Annotated in this window: 1 tRNA gene; it reads left to right on the forward strand. The window is 46.7% G+C overall.

The annotated features are described in order from the left end of the window. Position 1 precedes the first annotated feature (1 nt). A tRNA-Glu gene (locus tag EXT43_RS20555) sits at positions 2-71 on the forward strand. Positions 72-261 lie beyond the last annotated feature (190 nt).

Consider the following 261-nt stretch of genomic DNA (forward strand, 5'->3'; position numbering starts at 1 on the left):
CATCGTCTAGAGGCCTAGGACACCGCCCTTTCACGGCGGTAACAGGGGTTCGAATCCCCTTGGGGACGCCACTTACTCTTAGTAAGTGAGCAATTGCCAAGAAAATAAATAAATATGTCAGTCTCGAGTACTTGCATGTTATTTTAGTAACCTTAACTCCGATATGAGTCAAACTATCATTTAATGTCCTAGTGACACATTATGTGTCCCCATCGTCTAGAGGCCTAGGACACCGCCCTTTCACGGCGGTAACAGGGGTTC

Source organism: Pseudoalteromonas sp. CO109Y, assembly GCF_004208935.1.
Lineage (GTDB): Bacteria > Pseudomonadota > Gammaproteobacteria > Enterobacterales > Alteromonadaceae > Pseudoalteromonas > Pseudoalteromonas shioyasakiensis.